The organism is Streptomyces sp. NPDC001985 (assembly GCF_040296845.1).
Lineage (GTDB): Bacteria > Actinomycetota > Actinomycetes > Streptomycetales > Streptomycetaceae > Streptomyces.
Genome location: NZ_JBEOYB010000040.1, coordinates 37699 through 54218, shown reverse-complemented (window position 1 = coordinate 54218; position 16520 = coordinate 37699). Strand labels below are relative to the sequence as shown.

The following is a 16520-nucleotide window of genomic DNA, read 5'->3' as shown; positions in this document are numbered from 1 at the left end:
CGGGGGACGGGGCGCCGGAGCCGTACCGGTGTCCGAGGGCCTCTCAGGCACCCATCATGTGGACGCCGCCGTCCACATGGACGATCTCCCCGGTCGTCCGGGGGAAGAAGTCCGACAGCAGACCGACGACACCCCGGCCCGCGGAGTCGTGGTCGGCCAGGTCCCACTCCAGCGGAGCGCGGTGGTTCCACACATCCGCCAGCTCCTCGAAGCCGGGGATGGACTTGGCGGCCATCGACTTCAGGGGACCCGCCGAGATCAGGTTGCAGCGGATGCCCCGCGGACCCAGGTCGCGGGCGAGGTAGCGGTTGGTGGACTCCAGGGCCGCCTTGGCCACGCCCATCCAGTCGTACTTCGGCCAGGCGAACTGGGCGTCGAAGGTGAGTCCGACGACCGAGGCGCCGGGGCCCATCAGCGGCAGACAGGCGGTGGTCAGCGACTTGTAGGAGTACGCGGAGACCTGGACGGCGGTGGAGACGTCGTCCCACCCCGCCTCCAGGAAGTTGAACGCGCCCTGCGGGCCGAAGGCGATCGAGTGCACGATGCCGTCGAGCCCGGTGTCGTCGCTGGAGTGCTCACGGACGCGGTCCGCGAGTCCGTCCAGGTGCTCCTGGTTGGTGACGTCCAGCTCGATGACCGGGGCGGTCTTGGGCAGCCGCTTCGCGATGCGCTCGACGAGGCTGAGCCGGCCGAAGCCGGTGAGGATGACCTCCGCGCCCTCCTCCTGGGCCACCTTGGCCGCGTGGAAGGCGATGGACGAGTCCGTGAGGACTCCCGTGACGAGAATGCGCTTGCCGGCGAGGATTCCACTCATGGCGATCAGTGACCCATGCCCAATCCGCCGTCAACCGGGATGACGGCTCCAGTGATGTACGAGGCGTCGTCGGAGGCGAGAAAGCGCACGGCGGCGGCGATCTCCTCCGGCTGCGCGTAACGGCCGAGCGGCACCTGGGACACGATGCCCTCGCGCTGCTCGTCGGTGAGCACCTTGGTCATATCGGTGTCCACGAAGCCGGGCGCGACGACATTGAACGTGATGTTCCGCGAGCCCAGCTCGCGGGCGAGCGAGCGGGCGAAACCGACGAGACCGGCCTTGGAGGCGGCGTAATTCGCCTGCCCCGCCGAGCCGAGCAGCCCCACGACCGAGGAGATCAGGACAACCCGGCCCTTCTTCGCGCGGAGCATCGCCCGGTTGGCGCGCTTCACGACGCGGAAGGTGCCGGTGAGATTGGTGTCGAGGACGGAGACGAAGTCCTCCTCCGACATCCGCATCAGCAACTGGTCCCGGGTGACGCCGGCATTGGCGACCAGCACCTCCACCGGGCCGTGCTTCTCCTCGATCTCCTTGTACGCCTGCTCCACCTGCTCGCTGTCGGTGATGTCGCAGCGCACGGCGAGAAAGCCCGCCGGGGGCTCGCCCGAGCGGTAGGTGATGGCGACTCTGTCGCCGGCTTCGGCGAAAGCGCGGGCGATGGCGAGGCCGATGCCCCGGTTTCCTCCGGTGACGAGAACCGAGCGGCTCAACGGATCACCCTTTCCATAGCAGTCGTGGTACCTCCGAAACTATCGGTACCGCTCCGCCGCCGGGGAATCGGGCAGTGACAGCACCGTCATCGAGTCACTGTCGGGTCTCTACAGAAAGAGGCCGAAACCGTGCCCCGCACATCGAACGCCGTCCGCCGCTCCCCGCCGGAGCGGTCCGCCCGCACATGATTCACTGCGGGTCTGCAGTCGTGTCGTCGCGTCGTCGGTCGCGTCGCCGCACCGGCCGAGAAGGGGAGGGCCCCTGTGCCCCATGACATCGATCAGACATTCCTCGCACTGCCCCTGCGGTCGCTCGCCGACGCCGCGCTCGCCCGGGCGAGGGCCCTGGGCGCGGTGCACGCGGACTTCCGCTTCGAGCGGGTGCGCAGCGCGGCCCGGCGGCTGCGGGACGCCAAACCGGCCGCGTCGTCGGACACGACGGACCTCGGGTACGCGGTGCGGGTGGTGCACGGCGGCGCCTGGGGGTTCGCCTCCGGTGTGGACATGACCATGGACGCGGCGGCGAAGGTCGCGAGTCAGGCCGTCGCGATGGCGAAGCTGTCGGCGCGGGTGATCGCCGCCGCCGGCTCCGACGAGCGGGTGGAGCTGGCGGACGAGCCGGTGCACGCGGAGAAGACCTGGGTCTCCTCGTACGCCGTCAATCCGTTCGATGTGCCCGACGAGGAGAAGACCGGCCTGCTCGCGGAGTGGAGCGGCCGGCTGCTGGCGGCGGACGGGGTGGCGCATGTGGACGCCTCGCTGCTCACCGTGCAGGAGAACAAGTTCTACGCGGACACCTCGGGCACCGTCACCACCCAGCAGCGGGTGCGGCTGCACCCCCAGCTCACCGCCGTCGCCGTGGACGAGACGACCGGCGAGTTCGACTCGATGCGGACGATCGCGCCGCCCGTGGGCCGCGGCTGGGAGTATCTGACCGGCACGGGCTGGGACTGGGACTCGGAGCTGGAGGAGATCCCCGGGCTGCTCGCGGAGAAGATGCGGGCCCCGAGCGTGAGCGCCGGCCGGTACGACCTGGTGGTGGACCCGTCGAACCTCTGGCTCACCATCCACGAGTCGATCGGCCACGCCACCGAGCTGGACCGGGCCCTGGGGTACGAGGCGGCGTACGCGGGGACCTCGTTCGCCACCTTCGACCAGCTGGGGAAGCTGGCGTACGGCTCGTCGGCGATGAATGTGACCGGTGACCGCACCGCCGAGCACGGGCTCGCGACCATCGGATACGACGACGAGGGCGTGCGGGCCCAATCCTGGGACCTGGTGCGCGGCGGCACGCTGGTCGGCTATCAGCTGGACCGGCGGATCGCGAGGCTGACGGGGCTCGGGCGCTCCAACGGGTGCGCGTACGCGGACTCCCCCGGCCATGTGCCCGTGCAGCGGATGGCGAATGTGTCGCTCCAGCCGGCGCCGGGCGGGCTGTCGACGGAGGACCTGATCGGCGGGGTGGAGCGCGGGATCTATGTCGTCGGCGACCGGTCGTGGTCGATCGACATGCAGCGGTACAACTTCCAGTTCACCGGGCAGCGGTTCTTCCGGATCGAGAACGGCCGGCTGGCGGGGCAGCTGCGGGATGTCGCCTACCAGGCGACGACCACGGAGTTCTGGGGCTCGATGGAGCAGGTGGGCGGCCCGCAGACCTATGTGCTGGGCGGCGCGTTCAACTGCGGCAAGGCCCAGCCGGGCCAGGTCGCGGCGGTCTCGCACGGCTGCCCGTCCGCCCTGTTCCGCGGGGTGAACATTTTGAACACGACGCAGGAGGCCGGACGATGAGCCGCACCAGCAAGCCGTACGACATCGTCGAGCGGGCTCTCGAACTCTCCACCGCCGATGGCTGTGTCGTCATCGCGGACGAGCTCTCCTCGGCCAATCTGCGCTGGGCCGGCAACGCGCTGACCACCAACGGGGTCACCCGGGGCCGCAACCTGACCGTGATCGCGACCGTCGACGGCGCCCGGGGCACCGCGTCCGGGGTGGTCTCGCGGTCGGCGGTCACCGGTGAGGACCTGGAGTCGCTGGTGCGGGCGGCCGAGGCCGCCGCCCGGGAGTCGGGGCCGGCGGAGGACGCGGGGCCGCTGGTCGCCGGGCCCGCCGAGTCCCCCGGCTTCCGGGACGCGCCGGCCGAGACCTCGTCGGCCGTCTTCACGGATTTCGCGCCGGCGCTCGGCGAGGCCTTCGCGCGGGCCCGGGCCGGCGGGCGGGAGCTGTACGGATTCGCCAACCACGAGATGACCTCCACCTACCTCGGCACCTCCACCGGGCTGCGGCTCCGGCACGATCAGCCGAACGGGACGCTGGAGCTGAACGCGAAGTCGCCCGACGGCTCCCGCTCGGCGTGGGCGGGGCGGTCGACGCGGGACTTCACGGATGTGGACCCGGGGGCGCTGGACGAGGAGCTGGAGCGGCGGCTGGGCTGGGCCCGGCGGCGGGTCGAGCTGCCCGCCGGGCGGTACGAGACGCTGCTGCCGCCCACGGCCGTCGCGGATCTGCTGATCTACCAGCTCTGGTCGTCCACGGCCCGGGACGCGGTGGAGGGCCGTACGGTCTTCTCCCGGCCGGGCGGCGGGACCCGGGTCGGGGAGACGCTCTCCCCGCTGCCGATGAATCTGCGCAGCGACCCGGAGGAGCCGGGCCTCCAGTCCGCGCCGTTCATGATCGCGCATGCCTCGGGGGACGACGCCTCCGTCTTCGACAACGGTCTGCCGCTGGCCCGGACGGACTGGGTACGGGACGGAAGGCTGGAGCATCTGGTGACCACCCGGCACAGCGCGGGGCTGACCGGGCTGCCGGTCGCGCCGGGCGCCGGGAATCTGATCCTGGACGGCGGGGGCGAGCGCTCGCTGGAGGAGATGGTCGCGGCGACCGAGCGGGGACTGCTGCTGACCTGTCTCTGGTACATCCGCGAGGTGGACCCGGCGACGCTGTTGCTGACGGGGCTGACCAGGGACGGCGTCTATCTCGTGGAGAACGGGGAGGTGACCGGGGCGGTGAACAACTTCCGCTTCAACGAGTCGCCCGTCGATCTGCTCTCGCGGGCCGCGGAGGCGGGCCGTACGGAGAAGACGCTGCCGCGCGAGTGGGGCGACTGGTTCACCCGCGCCGCGATGCCCGCGCTGCGGGTGCCGGATTTCAATATGAGTTCTGTCAGCCAGGGCGTATAACCTCAATGGGGCCGAGAGGCACTCCCGGCACGCGCACAGAGCACATGAAACACATGAAGCACATCTGAGGAGACACGAGAGACGTGACGGACATCGTCGACGAGCTGCGGTGGCGCGGGCTGATCGCCCAGTCCACCGACGAGGACGCACTGCGGAAGGCGTTCGCGGACGGCCCCGTCACGTTCTATTGCGGCTTCGACCCGACGGCGCCCAGTCTGCACCTGGGCAACCTGGTGCAGATCCTCACCATGCGCCGGCTCCAGCTGGCGGGGAACCGCCCGCTGGGCCTGGTCGGCGGCGCCACCGGTCTGATCGGCGACCCGAAGCCCAATGCCGAGCGCACGCTGAACGAGCCGGAGACCGTCGCCGAGTGGGTCGGCCGGCTGGGCGGGCAGATCGAGCGGTTCCTCGACTTCGACGGTCCGCACGCGGCCACCATGGTCAACAACCTGGACTGGACGTCGGGTCTCTCGGCGATCGGCTTCCTGCGGGATGTCGGCAAGTACTTCCGGGTCAACAAGATGATCGCGAAGGAGGCGGTCGCCCGGCGGCTGAACTCCGACGCGGGGATCAGCTACACCGAGTTCAGCTACCAGATCCTCCAGGGGATGGACTACCTGGAGCTGTACCGGCGGCACGGCTGCACCCTCCAGACCGGCGGCAGCGACCAGTGGGGCAACCTCACCACGGGCACCGATCTGATCCACCGGGTGGAGCCGGAGGCCGTGGTGCACGCCCTGGCCACTCCGCTGATCACCAAGGCGGACGGCACCAAGTTCGGGAAGACGGAGTCCGGCACCGTCTGGCTGGACGCCGAGCGGACCACTCCGTACGCGTTCTACCAGTTCTGGCTGAACGCGGACGACCGCGATGTCTCCAAGTTCCTGCGGATCTTCAGCTTCCGGTCCCGGGCGGAGATCGAGGAGCTGGAGCGGCTGACCGAGGAGCGTCCGCAGGCGCGGGCGGCTCAGCGGGCGCTGGCGGAGGAGCTGACGACGCTGGTGCACGGCGCCGACCACTGCGCGGCGGCGGTCTACGCGTCGAAGGCGCTCTTCGGCCAGGGCGAGCTGGCCGAGCTGGACGAGGCGACGCTGCGATCGGCGCTCTCCGAGCTGCCGCACGCCAAGGTCGCCGAGCCGGCCCCGGTGGTGGATCTCCTGGTGGAGGTCGGTCTGGTGGCCAGCAAGTCGGCGGCCCGGCGGACCGTGAAGGAGGGCGGGGCCTATGTGAACAATGTCAAGGTCACGGCCGAGGACGCGGTGGTGGCGCGGGAGGAGCTGCTGCACGGGCGGTGGCTGGTGCTGCGCCGGGGCAAGAAGAATCTCGCGGCGGTCGAGATCGGCTGAGCCGGTCCCCGGGGGTCCGGGTCCGCCGGCATGGCGCGCCCGGGTCCTCCGGCATGGCGCGGCGGCCGGACGGAGAGTCTCCGTCCGGCCGCCGCGCGCCGTGCTCGGTGCGGGTCAGGTGCGCTGTTTGTTGGCGCGCAGCGCGATCCAGGCCCGGTCGCCGATGAAGACCAGGACGACCGCGAAGATGAGCTGGAGGGCGTGCCGTCCCCAGTCGAAGCCCGGGGTCTCCTCGATGCCCATGCCGCCCGCGGCCCAGTTGCCGAGCACCGCGCCGCCGATGCCGCAGATGGTGGCCAGCCACAAGGGAAGGTGCTGTTTCCCGGGCAGGATCGCCTTGGCGATCAGGCCCAGCACAAATCCCACGATGATCGCCCACAACCAGCCCATGGCTGCCTCCTCGTACGGCTCCGCGTGAGCAGTTACGCCGTCAGTCTCGGCCCATCCGGCCTACCGCGCATGTCGGACGGGGCCATACGCGTTTCGGCGGAGGTGGAGCGATCAGGGGCGGCCCGCCCCCGCTCTCGTAGGCGTCGCAGGTGCGGCGTACCGTGGAGGGGCCCGGGACCGAGGTGTGTCCGGCAGGGAAAACAGGTGGTGGAATGTGATGCGGAAGCAGGCCGACGCGGAGATCTTCCGGATCACGGGGGCCCGTCAGGGGCTCACCGACGATGTGCGCGGAAGGCAGCGGCGCTATGTGATCTCGATGTCCGTGCGGACCCTGTCGGTGGTTCTCGCGGCCGTGCTGTGGAACGTGGAACGCCATGTGGCCATCGTGGCGCTGGCACTCGGCATCCTCCTCCCCTATGTCGCCGTGGTGATCGCCAACGCGGGCCGGGAGAACGCCCCTTCGCTGCCGTCGGCCTATGTGCGCGGACCGTTCACCCCGGAGCTGGCGCCGGCCGTGGCGCCGGAGCCGGAGAAGCCCCGCCGGGCACCGCAGCCGGAATCCGACCCGGAATCGACCGGACGGGATGCCGCGTACGGCGCCGGGGACGGCACCGGATCGGGGCGCAGCCGTCAGGAGCGCGAGCCGGGCTGATGCCCGGCGCCGGCGGCCCGCGATCCTCAGGAAAAGCTCAGACTCTTTCGTGAAGTTCCGGTGCACCGCACCCGGTTACCCATGACATACTTCGTACGCGCTCCGCATCCCCCGTCGGAGCGACGGACCGACGCCGGGCAGCTCCCCCCGTGGCTGCCCGGCGTCGCCATGTAGTGGAGCATTGCGCTGGTGAGTGACGAGTCCCCGATCTGTTCCGCCAAGGGCTGCCGTGCGCCGGCCGTGTGGGTGCTGGCCTGGAACAACCCGAAGCTGCACACTCCGGAGCGCCGCAAGACCTGGCTGGCGTGCGAGGAGCACCGTGAGCATCTCTCCCAGTTCCTCGGTGTGCGCGGCTTCCTGAAGGACGTGGTGGCGCTGGAGGAGTGGGAGCGGTCCCAGGGGTCCGACGGCTCCCGCTGAGCCCCGGGGCGCCGGGTCCGCCGGTGCCGGTCTCAGCCGCCGATCGCCGACATGGGGCGCTCCGGCTGGAGGAACGCCGGATCGTCCAGCCCCGAGCCCGCCTTCTTGCCCCACATGGCCACCTTCCAGAGCCGGGCTATCTCCTCGTCGGACGCCTCCGAACGCAGTGCGGCGCGCAGATCGGTCTCCTCGCGGGCGAAGAGGCAGGTGCGGATCTGGCCGTCGGCGGTGAGCCGGGTGCGGTCGCACGCGGCGCAGAAGGGGCGGGTGACGGAGGCGATGACGCCGACCCGGTGCGGTCCGCCGTCCACCACCCAGCGCTCGGCGGGGGACGATCCGCGCTCCTCGCCGCCCTCGGGGGTGAGGGTGAAGCGGGTGCGCAGCGACTCCAGGATGTCACCCGCGGTGATCATTCCGTCGCGCTTCCAGCCGTGCTGGGCGTCGAGCGGCATCTGCTCGATGAAGCGGAGCTGATAGCCCTCGGCGACGGCCCAGGCGAGCAGCTCGGGTGCCTCGTCGTCGTTGAGGCCGGGCATGAGGACGGTGTTGACCTTGACGGGGGTGAGCCCCGCGGCGCGGGCGGCCCGGAGGCCGTCGAGGACGTCATGGTGGCGGTCGCGGCGGGTGAGCTTCCGGAAGACCTCGGGGCGCAGGGTGTCCAGCGAGACATTGACCCGGTCGAGACCGGCGGCGCGCAGGGCGCCGGCGGTGCGCTGGAGGCCGATGCCGTTGGTGGTCAGCGACATCCGGGGGCGCGGGCCGAGGCGGGCGCAGCGCTCCACGATCCCGACGAGGCCGGGGCGGAGCAGGGGCTCCCCGCCGGTGAAGCGGACCTCGGTGACGCCGAGGAGGGTGACCGCGATCCGTATCAGCCGGACTATCTCGTCGTCATCGAGGAGGTCGGGCTTGGCGAGCCACTGGAGGCCCTCCTCCGGCATGCAGTACGTACACCGCAGATTGCATCGGTCGGTGAGGGAAACACGCAGGTCGGTGGCGACACGGCGGTACGAGTCGACGAGCAACGCGGGTCCCTCCCCGAATCCGGTGGTGCGAGGCTCCGCAGGGTTGCGGCACTGTTCGGTGACTGCTCTCCCACCGAGCCTACGTCAGACCACTGACACCACCGGGCCCGTCCGCCCCGGAAACGGGTGCGGAGACCGGCGCGGAGACCGGCGCGGCTCTGCCGGGAGGCCCGGACGGAGCCGCGCCGGAGCACGACCGGAGGACGGACGGAGCACGGCCGGATCAGTGGGCTCCGGTTCCGGTGAGGGACTTGACCTCCAGTTCCGCGTACTTCCCGGCGTCGGGCTTCTCCTTCGACAGCACCGAGCCGAGCCAGCCGAGGAGGAAGCCGAGCGGGATGGAGACCAGGCCCGGATTCTCCAGCGGGAAGATGTAGAAGTCGGCGTTCTTGAACATCGAGGTCGGCTTGCCGGAGACGACCGGGGAGAAGAGGACGAGGACCACGGAGGAGACCAGGCCGCCGTAGATCGACCAGAGGGCGCCCTGGGTGGTGAACTTCTTCCAGAAGAGGCTGTAGAGGATCGTCGGCAGGTTCGCGGAGGCCGCGACGGCGAAGGCGAGGGCGACCAGCCCGGCGACATTGAGATCGCGGGCGAGGGCGCCGAGCCCGATGGAGACGACTCCGATGGCGACGGTCGCCCAGCGGGCGGCGCGGACCTCCTCCTTCTCGGTGGCCTGCCCCCGGCGGATGACATTGGCGTAGATGTCATGGGCGAAGGAGGAGGACGAGGCGAGGGTGAGCCCGGCGACCACCGCGAGGATGGTGGCGAAGGCGACGGCGGAGATCACGGCGAGGAGGATCGCGCCGCCCGCGGAGTCGGTGCCGCCGATGTGGAGGGCGAGCAGCGGCGCGGCGGTGTTCCCGGCCTTGTTGGAGGCGGTGATCTCCTGCGGTCCGACGATGGCCGCGGCGCCGAAGCCGAGGGCGATCGTCATGAGGTAGAAGGCGCCGATGATGCCGATGGCCCAGTTGACCGACTTCCGGGCGGCCTTCGCGGTGGGCACCGTGTAGAAGCGGATCAGGATGTGGGGCAGCCCCGCGGTGCCGAGGACGAGCGCGATACCGAGGGAGATGAAGTCCAGCTTCGAGGTCTCGGTGGCGCCGTACTTGAGGCCGGGCTCCAGGAACGCGGAGCCGTGGCCGCTCTTCTCGGCGGCGGTGCCCAGCAGATCGGAGATGTTGAAGTTGAACTTCAGCAGCACCAGGAACGTGATGAGGAGCGTGCCCGCGATGAGGAGGACCGCCTTGACCATCTGGACCCAGGTGGTGCCCTTCATCCCGCCGATGGTGACGTACAGGATCATCAGCACGCCGACGAGGGCGACGATCAGGACCTTGCCGCTGTCGCTGGTGATGCCCAGCAGCAGGGAGACCAGGACACCGGCGCCGGCCATCTGCGCGAGGAGGTAGAAGATGGAGACGACGATGGTGGAGGTGCCGGCGGCGGTGCGGACCGGGCGCTGGCGCATCCGGTAGGCGAGGACGTCGCCCATGGTGAAGCGGCCGGAGTTGCGGAGCGGTTCGGCGACCAGCAGCAGGGCGACCAGCCAGGCCACCAGGAAGCCGATGGAGTAGAGGAAGCCGTCGTAGCCGAAGAGGGCGATGGCGCCCGCGATGCCGAGGAAGGACGCGGCGGACATGTAGTCGCCGGAGATCGCCAGGCCGTTCTGGAAGCCGGTGAACTGGCGTCCGCCGGCGTAGAAGTCGGCGGCGGACTTGGTCTGGCGGCCCGCCCAGACGGTGATGGCGAGGGTGGCCACCACGAAGGCGCCGAAGAGGGTGATGATCAGCGGCCGGTGTTCGGTGGTGGCGCTGGAGGCGGCGAGGCGGATCAGGTCGGAGGCGTGTACCAGGTCGGGGGCCATCGGCCCGGGGGTGCTCACAGCTCGGCCTCCATCCGTGCCTTGATGGCGTCGGCCCGGGGGTCGAGCTTCGCCGCCGCGTGCCGCGAGTAGAACCAGGCGATGAGGAAGGTCGTCACGAACTGGGCGAGACCGAAGACGAGCGCCACGTTGATGTTGCCGAAGACTCTGGTGCCCATGAAGCCGCCCGCGTAGTTCGAGAGCAGGACGTACAGGAGGTACCAGAGGATGAACGCGACGGTCAGGGGAAAGGCGAAGGAGCGGTAGGTGCGGCGCAGTTCGCCGAACTCCGCGCTCTGCTGCACCGCGACGAACTGCTCGGTCGTGGGCTGTGCGGGACTGGTGTCGGTCCCGCCGTGGGGCGGTGGCGGCGCATCGGAAGCCACGGATTCTCCTCGTGACGCGGGAGCGGTGGGGATGGTCAAGTCGGGCCTTCGTTCAAGCGGGTCCAGGGAGGCGGTTTGATGTTGCTCCACCTCCTGACAACGGCACGGGGAGCACGCCGGACCGGTTCAACATCGGCCTTTTTTCTTCGGGATCGACACTTTCCCTTCAGGTTTTCCGCTCATACGCATTGATGGTGATCAAGATCGGCGATAGCTTCGCTGGTCATGTACCCGTCCAGGCGCACACGGCGCCCGGGCGGCTGTCACGGATGATGTGGAGAACCCATGGCTCATCTGGGAACCAGACGGCGGCGCGTCCTCGCACTCCCCGTCGGTCTGGCGCTCACGGCCTCGCTCGGCTTCCTTCCGGCGGGATCGGCCACCGCCGTTCCGGCCTCGGTCCCGGCCGGCGCGGTGGTGACCGACGGTCCGAAGCTGTCGTACGTGGTCAATGTCGCGGGTGGCCGGCACACCGCCAAGACGGTGAAGAAGGCGATAGCCGAGGCCGGCGGATCGATCGTGATCGCCTATGACCGCATAGGCGTCATAGTCGTCCACTCGCAGAACCCGGACTTCGCGAAGACGATCCGCACGGTGCGCGGCGTCGAGTCGGCCGGTGCCACGCGTACGGCTCCGATGGCCGCCGCGACGGACACGGCGATCGACTCCGAGCGCCCGCTGACCGCCCAGGAGGCCCTGGCGTCGGTGGCCAGGGCGACGGCGGACCAGGACCCGCTGGAGCCGCTCCAGTGGAGCCTGCCCGCCATCAAGGCGGACAAGGCGCACGAGCGGACCCTCGGCAGCAAGAAGGTCACGGTCGCCGTCATCGACACCGGAGTGGACGACACCCACCCGGATCTGGCGCCCAACTTCGACGAGCGGGCCTCGGCCAACTGCGTGTCGGGCAAGCCGGACACCACACCCGGCTCCTGGCGCCCCGGTCCCACCGAGAGCGACCACGGCACCCATGTCGCGGGCACCATCGCCGCGGCGAAGAACGGGGTCGGCGTCACCGGTGTCGCGCCGGGCGTCAAGGTCTCCGGCATCAAGGTGTCGACGACGGCGGGGTTCTTCTACACCGAGGCGGTTGTCTGCGGCTTCATGTGGGCCGCCGAGAAGGGCGTCGAGGTCACCAACAACAGCTACTACACGGACCCGTGGCTGTTCAACTGCAAGAACGACCCGGACCAGAAGGCCCTGGTCGAGGCCGTCTCCCGGGCCACCGTCTACGCCGAGAAGAAGGGCGCGGTGAACCTGGCCGCGGCCGGCAACTCCGCGATGGACCTGGCGGCGGACCAGCTGAAGGACACCACCAGCCCCAATGACACCACTCCGGTGGAGCGGACCGTCGACCCGGGCGAGTGCCTGGACATCCCGACGCAGATCCCGGGCGTGGTGACGACCTCCTCGCTGGGCGCCAAGGACCTGAAGTCCTCGTTCTCCAACTACGGTGACGACGTCATCGACATCTCCGCCCCCGGCGGCGACCGCACCGCCTACCAGGCGCCCGAGGCGCCGGCCGTGGACGGCCGCATCCTCTCGACCAGCACCAACGGCCGGTACCTCTACAAGGCCGGTACGTCGATGGCCACGCCGCACGCCGCGGGAGTCGTCGCACTCCTGAAGTCGAAGCACCCCGGCGCCTCCCCGCAGGCGATCAAGGGTCTGCTGTACGCGCAGGCGGACGACCGGGCGTGCACCAACCCGTACGACTACAACGGTGACGGCACCGTGGACGCGGTCTGCGAGGGCGGCAAGCAGAAGAACAGCTTCTACGGCGCCGGCGTCGCGGACGCGCTGGACGCGGTGCGCCGCTAGGGAGTCTCCTTCCGGATCGGGCCGGATCGGCGAGCGGGGTCCGGTGCCGGGGCTCCCGAGCCCGGCAAGATCCGGAACGGACAACCCCGATCCTGCCGGAACACGGCACGGACGAGCGTGTGCGGGGCCGGGCGCGGACGGCGCGCCCGGCCCCTGCTGTGTGCGCGGGCCCGGCCGGCGACAGCCTCAGCGGTCGGGGAGCGGTGGCTCCCGGCGGCAGTGGGCCAGGACGCCCAGGGCGAGGAGGAGCTGGGCCGTGCTGTACAGGAACATGATCCAGAAGTCGGGCGCGGGCGGCTGCGGCCATCCCGCCACCTCCGTCGCGATGATCAGGTCCGAGACCAGGAAGAGCGCGCCGCCCGCGCCGGCGACGGGGCCGAGTCCGCCGGCCCGCCACGCCATGACCGTCAGCAGCAGGGCGTACACGGCGACCGGGACGCGCAGTTCGGCGGGGAGGCCGGTCCACAGCAGGGCGACGGCGGCCACCAGCGTCACGGCGTACGCGGGGGCGAGACCGGCGGGCGGGTGGCGGCGGCCGAAGAGGCGGAGATAGCAGAGGTGGCCCAGGGCGAAGGAGCCCATGCCCGCGAGAAAGGCCCACTCCGCGTCCAGGAGCAGGAACACATCGCCGCCCCAGCCCAGGAGCAGCGCGGCGGCGAGGAGCCGGGGGCCGCCGCGTACCAGGGTGTACGCGGCGAGCAGCGGCATCAGCAGCGGCTTGGCGATCCAGTGGCCCGGTTCGGCGCCCGCGAGGAGGGAGCCGAGGTCGGCGAGGACCGCGAGTGCGAAGGCGGTGAGGAGGGCCGGGGCGAGGGTTTCGCGGACACGGCTCCGGGGGCGGAGGTCCGGCGCGCTCATCGGCTGCTCCCGGGGAGGTGCGCGGCCGGGGCGGGGGCGGGGCTGGCGCTCGGGGCAGTGGCCGGGGCGGGGGCGGGGGCGGGGGCCGGGACCGGAGGGGCGGGTGGGCCTGGAGGGGTGAGTAGGTTCGGAGGGGCGGGTGGGTTCGGAGGGGCGGGTGGCCGCCAGCCGGGGCCCCGGAGGAGATGCCCCGCCCGCTCCCGCCAGCCGCGCGCCGCCCGCAGGTCGCGGGCGATGGCGGCGTACTCATGGGTGGCGACCCGCAGGGGGTTGTGGGTGCCGATGTTCTTGGTGAGGCCGAAGACGCACCGCTCGGTCTCGGGGGCGAAGGAGCCGAAGAGCCGGTCCCAGACGATCAGGATGCCGCCGAAGTTGCGGTCGAGATAGCCGCCCTGGGAGGCGTGGTGCACCCGGTGGTGGGAGGGCGTGTTGAACAGGTACTCCAGCGGCCGGGGCAGCCTGCCCACCCGTTCGGTGTGCACCCAGAACTGGTAGACGAGATTGACCGAGGCGCAGAGGGCGACCACGGCCGGGTGCACCCCGCAGGCGACGAGCGGCAGATAGAACGGCCAGACGGTCAGGCTCGTCCAGGGCTGGCGCAGCGCGGTGGTGAGGTTGAAGTACCGGCTGGAGTGGTGGACCACATGACAGGCCCACAGAACGCGGACCATGTGGTGGCCCCGGTGGGACCAGTAGTAGAGGAAGTCCTGGGCGAGCAGGATCAGCGGCAGGGTCCACCACAGGAGGGGGACACGGGCCGGGGTGAGTTCGTACACGACCGTGTGGATCGCGACAGCGGGGATCTTCCAGAGGAAGTCGAAGACGATGCTGCCGAGTCCCATGGTGACGCTGGTGGCCGCGTCCTTGCCGTCCCAGCCCGCGGCGCGCTCGTCGGGGCGGAACCGGCAGGCGGCCATCTCCACCGCGGTGAGCAGCACAAAGGCGGGTATGGACCACAGCACGACGTCGGGCGGGTTCGGCATGGGTGCACCGTAGAGGCGGCGGCCCGGACGGGGCTAGATGGTGTTACCCACAAGTATGTGAGACGGATTGTCAGCTCGTTTTGGTGAGTTCCGCCAACTCCCCGCGCCCGCGCGGAGCACGGCGGCGGGAGGGGCCGGTACCGGGCGGTCGGATCGGGCCCTGTCAGTGGGGGCCCGTATTCTCTGTGACCATGCTCGATGACAGCACCGCAGCAGCGACGGCGTGGCCGGCCGCGTATCCCGAGGGGTACGCGGTCGTCGACGTGGAGACCACCGGCCTCGCCCGCGACGACCGGATAGTCTCCGCTGCCGTGTACCGGCTGGACGCCTTCGGCGAGGTCCAGGACCACTGGTACACACTGGTGAACCCGGAGCGCGACCCGGGCCCGGTGTGGATTCACGGGCTCACCAGCGAGGTGCTCGAAGGCGCCCCGCTCTTCGGGGACATCGCCGACGACTTCTCCGAGCGGCTGGCCGACCGGGTGCTCGTCGCGCACAACGCCGTCTTCGACTGGTCCATGATCGCCCGGGAGTACGCCCGCGCCCAGCGGGCCGCGCCCACCCGGCAGCGGCTGTGCACCATCGCGCTCGCCAAGGAGCTGGCGCTGCCGCTGCCCAATCACAAGCTGGAGTCGCTGGCGGCCCACTTCGGTGTCGTCCAGGAGCGCGCCCACCACGCGCTGGACGACGCCCGGGTGCTGGCCGAGGCCTTCCGCCCCAGCCTGCACAGCGCGGCCCGGGACGGCGTGCGGCTGCCGCTGCTGGAGTGCCGTCCGCTGACCGAGTGGTCGGACTCCCCCGCCGCTCCCCGCCCCGGCGGCCCCCCGTCCTTCGGGCCGTCCGGACGGTACGGCCAGGGAAGCTGGCGCCCCTCGCGGAAGCGGCCCGCCTGCCCCCACCCCAACCCGGGGCGGTACGAGCCGGGGAAGCCGCTGAAACAGGGCATGCGGGTGGCGTTCTCCGGCGACACCTCCATCGACCGGGAGCTGCTGGAGGACCGCGCCATCGAGGCGGGACTGCACATCGCCACCAGCGTCTCCCGGCTGACGAGCCTGCTGGTGACCAACGATCCGGGCGCGGCGACCTCCAAGACCGTCAAGGCCGCGTCCTACGGCACCCCGGTGATGGACGAGGCGGCCTTCACCCAGCTGCTGCGCGATGTGACCCCGGCCGACGGAGCCGGGAGGGTCTAGGCCGTCTCTTTCGGATCAGGCCGGATCGGTGAGCGGGACCCCCCGCGAGGCACCGCCGGGGCAGGAGGTACGGTCGACGCCGTGTACCGCTTCCTGTTGTCCCGGCAGTGGGTGATCCTCACCCTCATCGGCCTCGTGCTCATCCCGACGATGATCGAGCTGGGCTTCTGGCAGTTCCACCGCCATGAGCGCCGGGTCGAGCAGAACGCGCTCATCGCGCGCAATCTGGAGGCCGCGCCGGTCCCGGTGACCGAGCTGACCTCCCCCGGGCACTCCGTACCGCGCTCGGACTACTGGCGCGCGATCACCGCCACCGGCACCTACGACACCGACGGCGAGGTCGTCGTCCGGCGCCGCACCAACGTCGACGAGAAGGTCGGCGTCCATGTGCTGACCCCGCTGGTCCTCACCGACGGCCGGGTGGTCCTGGTCAACCGCGGCTGGATTCCGGCGGCGCCCCACCAGACGGCGTACCCGGCGGTGCCGCCCGCGCCCCGGGGCGAGGTCACCGTCACCGGCCGGCTGAAGGCGGACGAGACCACCCGGGGCAGCGGAATCAAGGACCTCGCCGGGCTGCCCGACCGCCAGGTGATGCTGATCAACAGCGAGCAGCAGTCCGAACTGCTCGGCAAGCAGGTGCTCGGCGGGTATCTGGAGCAGACCGGCCGGAAGGACGGCGAGAAGTCCCCGGAGCTGATCCCCGCGCCCGACCACGACTCCATCGGCGCCCATATGGCCTACGCCGTCCAGTGGTGGCTGTTCACCGCCGGAGTCCCCATCGGCTGGGTGATCCTCGTCCGCCGCGAGGTGCGCGACCGGCGTGCGGCGGCGGCCGCCGGAACCACCCCGGAGCCGGTCCCGGCGAACGCCTGACACCGCGCCGCGCCT

The 16520-nt window shown here is 70.9% G+C and carries 16 protein-coding genes; 8 read left to right on the top strand and 8 right to left on the bottom strand.

Features of this window, described 5'->3' with window-relative positions:
- Nucleotides 1-43 precede the first annotated feature (43 nt).
- Entirely contained in the window at nucleotides 44-814 is a 771-nt protein-coding gene (gene fabI / locus ABT122_RS19470; RefSeq protein ID WP_351553344.1) for an enoyl-ACP reductase FabI, read from the bottom strand.
- A gap of 5 nt (nucleotides 815-819) precedes the next feature.
- Nucleotides 820-1524: a 3-oxoacyl-[acyl-carrier-protein] reductase gene (gene fabG / locus ABT122_RS19465; RefSeq protein WP_351553341.1), complete on the bottom strand. Its 705-nt coding sequence runs from the start codon at nucleotides 1522-1524 to the stop codon at nucleotides 820-822.
- A 264-nt stretch (nucleotides 1525-1788) separates the two neighbouring features.
- On the opposite strand from fabG, the gene ABT122_RS19460 reads away from it, so the two are divergent.
- The 3 genes from ABT122_RS19460 (at nucleotide 1789) to tyrS (ending at nucleotide 6046) form a co-directional block, all read left to right on the top strand.
- Nucleotides 1789-3312 carry a TldD/PmbA family protein gene (locus ABT122_RS19460; protein WP_351553338.1) on the top strand — a complete coding sequence of 508 codons (1524 nt, stop codon included), beginning with the start codon at nucleotides 1789-1791 and terminating at the stop codon, nucleotides 3310-3312.
- Nucleotides 3309-4700, top strand: coding sequence for a metallopeptidase TldD-related protein (locus ABT122_RS19455; protein ID WP_351553335.1), 1392 nt, complete (start codon nucleotides 3309-3311; stop codon nucleotides 4698-4700). The genes ABT122_RS19460 and ABT122_RS19455 overlap by 4 nt, the downstream gene beginning before the upstream one ends.
- 83 nt (nucleotides 4701-4783) lie before the next feature.
- Complete coding sequence (gene tyrS, locus ABT122_RS19450; protein WP_351553333.1) at nucleotides 4784-6046, top strand: tyrosine--tRNA ligase; 1263 nt, start codon at nucleotides 4784-4786, stop codon at nucleotides 6044-6046.
- Between the two features lie 114 nt (nucleotides 6047-6160).
- Here the strand turns inward: tyrS and ABT122_RS19445 are convergent, their stop codons facing one another.
- Entirely contained in the window at nucleotides 6161-6436 is a 276-nt protein-coding gene (locus ABT122_RS19445) for a GlsB/YeaQ/YmgE family stress response membrane protein (protein WP_351553330.1), read from the bottom strand.
- A 217-nt stretch (nucleotides 6437-6653) separates the two neighbouring features.
- Between ABT122_RS19445 and ABT122_RS19440 the strand changes: the two genes are divergently transcribed.
- Nucleotides 6654-7088 (top strand): DUF3099 domain-containing protein, encoded by a 435-nt coding sequence (locus ABT122_RS19440; RefSeq protein WP_351553327.1) that lies wholly within the window; start codon nucleotides 6654-6656, stop codon nucleotides 7086-7088.
- A gap of 189 nt (nucleotides 7089-7277) precedes the next feature.
- Nucleotides 7278-7508 (top strand): hypothetical protein, encoded by a 231-nt coding sequence (locus tag ABT122_RS19435; protein WP_351553324.1) that lies wholly within the window; start codon nucleotides 7278-7280, stop codon nucleotides 7506-7508.
- 32 nt (nucleotides 7509-7540) lie between these two features.
- On the opposite strand, the gene moaA is transcribed toward ABT122_RS19435, so the two are convergent.
- The 3 genes from moaA to ABT122_RS19420 form a co-directional block, all read right to left on the bottom strand.
- Nucleotides 7541-8530 (bottom strand): GTP 3',8-cyclase MoaA, encoded by a 990-nt coding sequence (gene moaA, locus ABT122_RS19430; RefSeq protein WP_351553321.1) that lies wholly within the window; start codon nucleotides 8528-8530, stop codon nucleotides 7541-7543.
- Between the two features lie 223 nt (nucleotides 8531-8753).
- Entirely contained in the window at nucleotides 8754-10397 is a 1644-nt protein-coding gene (locus ABT122_RS19425) for a monocarboxylic acid transporter (protein ID WP_351553413.1), read from the bottom strand.
- Nucleotides 10398-10411: 14 nt separating this feature from the next.
- Nucleotides 10412-10780: a DUF485 domain-containing protein gene (locus ABT122_RS19420; protein ID WP_351553319.1), complete on the bottom strand. Its 369-nt coding sequence runs from the start codon at nucleotides 10778-10780 to the stop codon at nucleotides 10412-10414.
- Nucleotides 10781-11065: 285 nt separating this feature from the next.
- Here ABT122_RS19420 and ABT122_RS19415 point away from each other — a divergent pair, with 285 nt between their 5' ends.
- A complete protein-coding gene (locus ABT122_RS19415; protein ID WP_351553316.1) occupies nucleotides 11066-12598 on the top strand; it encodes a S8 family peptidase in 1533 nt (510 codons plus the stop codon).
- 186 nt (nucleotides 12599-12784) lie between these two features.
- On the opposite strand, the gene ABT122_RS19410 is transcribed toward ABT122_RS19415, so the two are convergent.
- The gene (locus tag ABT122_RS19410) at nucleotides 12785-13456 is read right to left on the bottom strand and encodes a lysoplasmalogenase (protein ID WP_351553313.1); all 672 of its coding nucleotides are present in this window, start codon (nucleotides 13454-13456) and stop codon (nucleotides 12785-12787) included.
- Nucleotides 13453-14439, bottom strand: a complete 987-nt coding sequence (locus ABT122_RS19405) for a sterol desaturase family protein (protein ID WP_351553311.1) — start codon at nucleotides 14437-14439, stop codon at nucleotides 13453-13455. The genes ABT122_RS19410 and ABT122_RS19405 overlap by 4 nt, the downstream gene beginning before the upstream one ends.
- Nucleotides 14440-14630: 191 nt before the next feature.
- On the opposite strand from ABT122_RS19405, the gene ABT122_RS19400 reads away from it, so the two are divergent.
- Entirely contained in the window at nucleotides 14631-15632 is a 1002-nt protein-coding gene (locus ABT122_RS19400) for a DEDDh family exonuclease (protein WP_351553308.1), read from the top strand.
- A gap of 81 nt (nucleotides 15633-15713) precedes the next feature.
- On the top strand, nucleotides 15714-16505 hold the full coding sequence (locus tag ABT122_RS19395; protein ID WP_351553305.1) for an SURF1 family cytochrome oxidase biogenesis protein: 792 nt from the start codon (nucleotides 15714-15716) through the stop codon (nucleotides 16503-16505).
- Nucleotides 16506-16520 lie beyond the last annotated feature (15 nt).

Excerpts from the sequence above, each read along its gene's own strand:
- fabI (WP_351553344.1), bottom strand. The coding sequence starts at position 814 with ATGAGTGGAATCCTCGCCGGCAAGCGCATTCTCGTCACGGGAGTCCTC.
- ABT122_RS19455 (WP_351553335.1), top strand. The coding sequence starts at position 3,309 with ATGAGCCGCACCAGCAAGCCGTACGACATCGTCGAGCGGGCTCTCGAA.
- ABT122_RS19445 (WP_351553330.1), bottom strand. The coding sequence starts at position 6,436 with ATGGGCTGGTTGTGGGCGATCATCGTGGGATTTGTGCTGGGCCTGATC.
- ABT122_RS19440 (WP_351553327.1), top strand. The coding sequence starts at position 6,654 with ATGCGGAAGCAGGCCGACGCGGAGATCTTCCGGATCACGGGGGCCCGT.
- ABT122_RS19425 (WP_351553413.1), bottom strand. The coding sequence starts at position 10,397 with ATGGCCCCCGACCTGGTACACGCCTCCGACCTGATCCGCCTCGCCGCC.
- ABT122_RS19415 (WP_351553316.1), top strand. The coding sequence starts at position 11,066 with ATGGCTCATCTGGGAACCAGACGGCGGCGCGTCCTCGCACTCCCCGTC.
- ABT122_RS19410 (WP_351553313.1), bottom strand. The coding sequence starts at position 13,456 with ATGAGCGCGCCGGACCTCCGCCCCCGGAGCCGTGTCCGCGAAACCCTC.
- ABT122_RS19405 (WP_351553311.1), bottom strand. The coding sequence starts at position 14,439 with ATGCCGAACCCGCCCGACGTCGTGCTGTGGTCCATACCCGCCTTTGTG.
- ABT122_RS19400 (WP_351553308.1), top strand. The coding sequence starts at position 14,631 with ATGCTCGATGACAGCACCGCAGCAGCGACGGCGTGGCCGGCCGCGTAT.